The sequence below is a fragment of the Chromobacterium sp. Ag138 genome (assembly GCF_055181315.1).
The window spans coordinates 4,449,832-4,457,347 of sequence record NZ_JBUPWA010000001.1; the positions used below are offsets into that span (position 1 = coordinate 4,449,832).

Below are 7,516 nucleotides of genomic sequence, written 5' to 3' on the forward strand. Positions count from 1 at the left end.
CAACCCAGGATCAGGGGTTTTGTCGGCGGGTCCGGATCGGCGAGGGGAAAGAGGACTGAATGGGGGCCGGGGCGCATAGGCATGGCGGAACGCCCCGGCATGGATGCGGGAGGGGCCGCTCAATACTCTCCGCTCATCGCCTGCTTGCTCTGGCAATGCACATAAGGCTGGCCGGTCCGCTTGCCGGGGAAGGGGTAGCCGGTGGGGCCTCCCACCGTGCGCAGCATCGCCACGGTGTAGTCGCCCTTTAGCCGAGCCTTTTTGATCGCTGCCTGGATCGCCGTTGCGTCGCCGTCCACGAACAGGGCCAGGAAGCCGCCATCGGTTTCGGAGAGCTTGACCGATCGGATCGGCAAGCCGCCAAAGGCATAGCCGCCAGGCAAGGACAGTTCCTGGTCCCATACCGTGTTTTCCGGCTGGCGGGTCGCTTTGCCCAGCAGGGAGGCGATGCCGTTTTCTCCGAAGTTCAGCCGTTGGCAATTGAGCTGCGCCGCCAGGCGCTTGTCCTTGGCCGCGACCTGGACCTTTTTGGCGCCCGCCTGATACCGCCCATCGAAAGGCACGTCGCCGAAGACGCCGGCGCAGCGTTCGGTCTTGAGTTGCAAGGCGGACGCCTGCGGGATGAGGGTCAGCGAGCAACGATCCTCGCGGTAGATCCATTGCTTGCCATCCGTCGAAGTCAGCTTGCCTGCTCCCGATCCGGCATGCCGCGGGAGGGCGTTTCCTTTCCGCAGCACTTCCAGTTCGAATCGGCCGTCCGCCTGAATGGTGATGGCGCGCTCGAACTCGGCGTCGGAGCCATCGTATTCGCCAGGGGCGGGGTAGCCGACGGCAGGAGCGCCGGTGTTGGCGTTGTCGCCCTGCAGCGCTTTATGGATGCCGTCCTTGATGACCGAACCCAGATTCAGGTTGAAGGTTTCCGCGCGCAGCGCCGAACTGGACAACGCGATGGAGGCCAGGAGCAGGGCCTGGTGGATGGATGGTGCTGTCTTCATGGAAGGTCCAAGGTTAGAGGGGAATCGCGGGCCGATATGCCAGCTATAAGATTTTCATGCAAATAAATCAAGATGTTGGTATCTTGCGCGGCGCATTTAAATGACAAGCCGGTTTGGCCGTATTGTGGCATGCATTGAAGGCAATGGTGGCATGTTTCGAAATCTTCAGGCATCCCCCATGGCTGTTCATGGGGGCAAAGAGAGCGGCCTAGGCCGCTCTCTTTTTGATGCCCTTGGTGCTGTCGCCTGCCGGCTCAGCCGCAAGCCCCCACGTGCCCGCAGGCGGTGCAGAATTCGCAGCCGTCCTTCTTGATCAGCGCGTGGTTGCCGCATTCCGGGCAGGCCTTGCCGGCCAGCTGCTTCAGCGCGGCGGGCGCCTCCTGGGCGAACAGGTCGCTCTGCTCCGGCGCCATCACGCCCATTTCCTCGACCGGCACGCCTTCCTCGGTCAGCACGCCCAGCATCGCGTAGCGGTGGATGATCAGCCGCGCCAGGTAGGCGACGGTGGACGGCCAGCTTTGCGACTTCTCCATGCCGGGGATGCGGGCGAAGAAGTCTCCCTGCGGCTCGGCGTAGTTCAGCAGCTTGCGCAGCTTCAGGCCGATCCAGGCTGGGTCGATCACCCGCATGTCCAGCGACAGCATCTTGCACAGGCCGTCCAGCTCGCGCGGGTAGGCGCCGGCCAGCCACACCGAGTACGGACGGCGCTGGCCGTTGGGCAGCACCAGTTCCTTGACGAACAGCACGAAGTCGTCGCCGGTCTGCGGGTTGACCACGTCCACCGACCAGCTCATGGTGCCGTCGCTGCCGGACTTGGGCTCCTTGCGGGCGAACAGCGCGTCCATCACCGGGGTGGCTTCGCCTTCCTCCAGCCGCAGCGCGCCCAGTTGCTCGACGCGGTGGCGCACCACCTGGCCCAGCGCGGCGGCGGCCGAGGTGGCGTGTATGGTCTTGTCGCCCAGCGTGAAGCGGTAGCGTTTGTCGCCGTTGGCGCGAGACAGCGCGTCCAGCTTGGCGGCCAGCCAGGCGCGGTCGCGGCAGCGCATGTCCATCGACAGCGTCTTGGCGATCGCGGACAGGCCGCGTTGTTCATCGGTCGCGTTGACCCAGCATTCGAAGGGCTGGGCGCGGCCGTTTTCCATGTGGCCGACCACCACGGCGAAATCGCCGGCGTCGCCTTCCACCATGAAGGTCCACGACGGGTTGCCTTCCTTCAGCTTGGGGCGGTTCGGCCATTTCAGGCTGGACAAGGCCGGAGTCGGGGCGGTGTTCAGCGTCACGCGGCGGTCCGGGTCGCTGGCGGCGCCGGACAGGTCTTCCGGCGCGGCGGCGGCGCTCTGGGCTGGCTCCACCGACAATACCGAGCCCAGCACATTGTTGGGGCGGTAGGTGGTGATGCCCTTGAGGCCGTTGCGCCAGGCTTCCAGGTACAGGCTCTCGAAGTCTTCGAACGGATAGTCGGCCGGCACGTTGACGGTCTTGGAGATGGCGGTGTCGACATAGGGCGCGACGGCGGCGACCATGCGCATGTGGTCGAGCGCGCTCATTTCCAGCGCGGAGACGAAGTAGTCCGGCAGCTTGGCGGTGTCGCCGCCCTGCATCCGCCACACGCGGTAGGCGTGGTCTTCCACCAGGTATTCCTGCTGCGAGTTGTCCGCCATCCGCTTCTTGCGGGTGTAGAACCACGAGAACGGCGGCTCGATGCCATTGGACGCGTTGTCGGCGAAGGCCAGCGAGATGGTGCCGGTGGGGGCGATGGACAACAGGTGCGAGTTGCGGATGCCGTGCTTGCGTATCCGAGCCTGGATCTTGGCCGGCAGCCGGCTGGCGCAGTGCGGCGCGGCCAGGTATTTTTCGGCGTCGAACAGCGGGAAGGCGCCTTTTTCGATCGCCAGATCCACCGACGCGTCGTAGGCGGCGTCGCGCATGCTCTCCGAGATGCGGGCGGCGAAGCGGCGGCCTTCCTCGCTGTCGTAGCGTATCTTCAGCATGATCAGCGCGTCGCCCAGGCCGGTGAAGCCGAGGCCGACGCGGCGCTTGTTCATCGCCTCGCGCTCTTGCTCCGGCAGCGGCCACACGGTCAGGTCCAGCACATTGTCCAGCATCCGGATCGAGGTGCGCACCACTTTCTCGAACGATTTGAAGTCGAAGTGGGCCTTGTCGCCGAACGGCGCGCGCACGTGGCGGGTCAGGTTGACCGAGCCCAGGTCGCAGCAGCCGTAGTCGGGCAGCGGCTGCTCGCCGCAGGGGTTGGTGGACTCGATCACCTCGCAATAGGACAGGTTGTTGTCCTGGTTGATGCGGGTCATGAACAGCACGCCCGGCTCGGCGTGGTCGTAGGTGGACTCCATGATCTGCCGCCACAGTTCGCGGGCGCGCACGGTGCGGTACACCCAGAGGCCGTCTTCGCGGCGGAAGCTGTCGGGGAAGGAGTCGGACATCGGCTCCACCGCGTGGATGAGCTGCCAGTCCGCGTCGTCCTCCACCGCGCGCATGAAGTCGTCGGACACGCCGACCGAGATGTTGAAGTTGCGCAGATCGCCCTGGTCCTTGGCGTGGATGAAGTCTTCCACGTCCGGATGGCTGACGTCCAGCACGCCCATCTGCGCGCCGCGGCGCGCGCCGGCGGACTCCACCGTTTCGCAGCTGCGGTCGAACACGCGCATGTAGGAGACGGGGCCGGAGGCGCGGCTGTTGGTGCCCTTGACCCGCGCGCCGCGCGGGCGGATGCGCGAGAAGTTGTAGCCGACGCCGCCGCCGCGGCGCATGGTTTCCGCCGCCTGCAGCAATGCCTGGTAGATGCCGACCTTGCCGTTCTCGGTTTCGGACACCGAGTCGCCCACCGGCTGGACGAAGCAGTTGATCAGCGTGGCCCTGAGGTCGGTGCCGGCGGCGGAGTTGATGCGGCCGCCGGGGATGAAGCCGTGGTCCAGCGCCTCGAAGAACAGCGGCTCGAAACGCGCCGGATCTTTTTCCAGCTCCGCCAGCGCGCGGGCGACGCGGCGGCGGACTTCGCTGACGCTTTGTTCGCCGTTCTTGGCGTATTTCTCCAGCAACACCTCGCGGGAGATGTCTTGTTCCGCCATGGCGGCGATGTTTTCCTGCTGCATGGAACGCTCATCCTTCTGAAACGGTGTTCAACGACGATGGCATGGCCGGCTGCGCATGAAAAACGGCGTAGCACACTATATGTTGTTACGCCGTTATGGGGTGAAACGCAAGTTGTTGTGTTCCGGCGCCGTTTTTGATTGTACTCCCGACACGGCGCCGGCGGGTCATTTCGCGCTGATTTTCACGGCCAGCTCCACGCCGTCGCGGTTGGCTGAGGTCTTCTTCGGCTCGTCCAGCGCGATGCGGTCCGCCAGTTCCGGCTGATGCCGCAGCATCACCTTGCGGGCGTTGTCGCCGCGCAACTTGGCCAGCTTGACCAGGTCGGCCGCGCCGACTTTCTCCGCCGCCAGCATTTCATCGCGCAGCAGCTTGGCCAGCGCTTCACCGGACGGGCCGCCCGGCTTCAGCGTGTGGCCCAGCAGCTTCAGCCGGCCGATGCGCTGGCCGTAGACCGACTTGATCGCCGACTGGGTCTGCGCGTCTTTCAGGTCCAGCGTGGCCAGCGGCTCGTCGTCCATCGGCGGGTGGCCGGCGGCGGCCAGCACCGCGGCGTCGACGCGCGCGCGCGCCAGCTGCCTGGCGTCCTCGTCGGCGTAGCCGCCGGAGATGGCCAGCTGCATTTTCGGCCGCTTGGCCATCAGCGCCGCCACCTTGTCCAGCTTCTCGCGCTCGGGCGGGCTGACATGGGCCTCGCCGGCGACGAAGCGGATGTCGTCGAAGCCGTCGCCGCCCAGCAGCGCGCCCAGCGCGCGGAACGGCGCGGTGACCACCTTGGTGACGACGTTGACGATGGCCTTCCATACCAGCTGGCCGTAGCTGAACTGCGGATCGTCCAGGCTGCCGGCCACCGGCAGATCCAGGTCGATGCGGCCGTCGCTGTCTTCCAGCAGCGCCACCGCCAGCTTCAGCGGCAGGTGCGGCGACTTGTCGCCCTTCAACTCGTCGCCCAGCTGGATGGAGTCGATCACGATGCGGTTTTCGCCCTTCAACTGGCGATGGTCCAGCAAGTAGCGCAGTTCAAGCGACAGCTTGCCGTCCTTCACCTGCCAGCCGGCGAAGTTCATCGAGTACGGATTCAGGTTGTTCAGCGCTAGATTGTGGAAATCCAGCAGGATGTCGGTGCTGTCGGTGGGCGACATCGGCGATAGCGCGCCGCGGACCTTGACTTCGCCGTACTGGTCCACCGCGCCGTCCAGCGTGATGCGGCCGCGGCCGCCGGCGCGGGTGGACAGGTTCTGGATGCTGCCGCGCAGATGATGCATGCGGGTGGCGAAGTCGGGTGCCATGCCGTGGTCGGCGAATTCGACCGCGCCGTTCTGCACGTGGATGCTGTGCACGTCCACCTGCGGCAGCGGCGCGCTCTTGCCGCCAGCGGGTTTGGACGGCTGCTTGGCGAAGATCTTCTGCCAGTTCAGGCTGCGCTGCGCGTCCAGGATCAGCCGCGCGCGCGGCTGGTCGAGGCGCACGTCGTTGATGGAAACCTTCAGCGGCATGCCTTGCGCCTGCAGCTGGCTGAGCGCGAGCGTGTTCCAGCCCAGCAGCGGCAGCGGCTCGCCGGGCTCCTGCAAGGCCATCTTCGCCACTTTCAGCTGGCCGCCCAGGCTCCAGCGGCTGGCGGAGGCGGCATTGAGCTTGAGATCGGCGCTGAGCGCGCCGCCGGACAGTTTCAGCGGGGTGCCGGCCAGCGCGTACGGCGCCAGCGGGGTGACCGGTAGCGCCTCCAGCCTTATCGAGCCGCGGGCGGCGGGCGAGGCGGCGTCGATGTCCAGCTTGGCGGCGAGCTTGCCGGCGCCGGCGCGGCCGGAGAGGTCCAGCGCCAGCTGGTCGCCGCTCTTCAGCTCCAGCGTGCCGTCCAGCTGCTTCAGACTGTATTCCAGCGGCTTGCCCAGGCTGAGATCGCGCCAGCCGACCGCGCCGTTTTCCAGCGAAACTTCCGGGTAGGACAGCTTCCAGCCCGGACCTTCGTTCCCGGGGGCGCGCGGCGCCGCGGGACGCGGGCGCTGGGCCAACAGCTGCTGCAGTTGCAGTTGGCCGTTGCGCTCGCGCTGCAAGGCGACTTGCAGGCCGTCCAGCGAGATGTCGCCGGGCTGGACGCTGCGCCGCTTCACGTCGATCAGCGTGGGCTTAAGCTCAGCCTTGGCAAGACTGAGCCAGGGCATGCCGCCGGCGGCGGCGAGCTTGAGATCGGCGAGGGAAAGCCCGGTTTCATCCAGCCTCAGGCCGTGGTCGGGATCCAGCGATAGCTTGCCTTGCAGCCGCGGCACCGCGGTTTCCAGTTGCATCGGCCGAACAAAGGTCTGGTCGTGCCAGGCGGCGTGCCAGTCGTTGAAGCGCAGATTGTCTATCTTGACGATCCACGGCGAGGGTTTGGCCGGCTGGGCCGGCTTGGCCTCGGCAGGCGCCGGCGGCAGCGCGCGCAGCCAGTCCAGTTGGCCGGCGGCGTCGCGGCTGACGGACAGCTTGCCATGGTTCAACTCCACCTTGGCCACGGTCAGCAGCGAGCGGGACAGGTCCAGCGCGCCGCCGTCCACGCGCAGCTCGGGCAGATCCAGCATGCCGTCGCCGGCCGGCGCGCGCAGCTTCAGCCCCTTGAGCGTGGCGCTCAGCGAGGACACGGTGAGGTCGGGCGAGGCGCCGCTCATGTCGAACTGGTAGCGGGCATTGACCGACAGCTCGCCTTCAGGCTTGGCGGTGGCGAAGTGGGGGCGGACATAGTCCCAGACCGATGCCAGCGGCAGGCCCTGCATGCGGGCCTCGCCGCTAGATTGCAGCGGCTGCAGCCGCATGCTGCCTTGCCAGTCGAAGCGGCCGCCGCCTTCCATCTCGGCGTGCAGCGTGTAGCGGCCGTTTTCTTCCAGCGTGGTCAGGTCGTTCAGGCTGAGATTGATCGGCATCAGGCGGAAGTTGCCATGCTGGCCGGCCAGGTGATCGCTGATACTGATCTGGCCGTTGCGCAGATTGATCGCGTCCAGTTTGAGGCGCGGCAACTTTTCCGGCGCGGTGCCGTCTTCCAGCTTGGGCGGGCCGGAAACGTCGGCGACGAAGCGGGCCCAGTTCCACACGCCGTCTTTGTTACGCTCCAGCCACAGCTCGGGGCTGTCCAGCAGAAACTCGCTGGCTTGCCAGCGGCCCATCAGCACCGCGTACAGCGCGGCGTTCAGGTAGACGCGGCGGGCCTGGAACAAGGGTTTGCCGTCGCCCTCGCGCAAGGCCACGCCGTTCATCGTCAGCTCCATGCTCCACGGCACGATGCGGACTTCGGCGATCGCCAGCTGGCGGCCATGCTTGCGCGCCCAGTCTGCGGCGGCCTTTTGCAGCAAGTGCGGCGCAATCAGGCCGAGAAAGGCCCAGAAAGCCAGCACCAGCGCGCAGGCGGCGGCGAGCCAGCGCAGCCAGCGGCGGGGTCGGCG

The 7,516-nt window shown here is 66.8% G+C and carries 3 protein-coding genes; all 3 read right to left on the reverse strand.

Annotation, left to right across the window (positions count from 1 at the left end; all coding sequences use genetic code 11):
- Positions 1 to 119: 119 nt before the first annotated feature.
- Positions 120 to 995, reverse strand: a complete 876-nt coding sequence (locus tag ACY3GB_RS20780; protein ID WP_463090398.1) for a hypothetical protein — start codon at positions 993 to 995, stop codon at positions 120 to 122.
- Positions 996 to 1,249: 254 nt separating this feature from the next.
- Complete coding sequence (locus ACY3GB_RS20785) at positions 1,250 to 4,105, reverse strand: adenosylcobalamin-dependent ribonucleoside-diphosphate reductase (protein WP_463090399.1); 2,856 nt, start codon at positions 4,103 to 4,105, stop codon at positions 1,250 to 1,252.
- 165 nt (positions 4,106 to 4,270) lie between these two features.
- The coding region (locus ACY3GB_RS20790; RefSeq protein ID WP_463090400.1) for a DUF748 domain-containing protein at positions 4,271 to 7,516 on the reverse strand (3,246 nt) is incomplete at its 5' end.

What these genes read in the sequence shown, in the direction of transcription:
- ACY3GB_RS20780 (WP_463090398.1), bottom strand. Translation starts at nt 995, where the DNA reads ATGAAGACAGCACCATCCATCCACCAGGCCCTGCTCCTGGCCTCCATC.
- ACY3GB_RS20785 (WP_463090399.1), bottom strand. Translation starts at nt 4,105, where the DNA reads ATGCAGCAGGAAAACATCGCCGCCATGGCGGAACAAGACATCTCCCGC.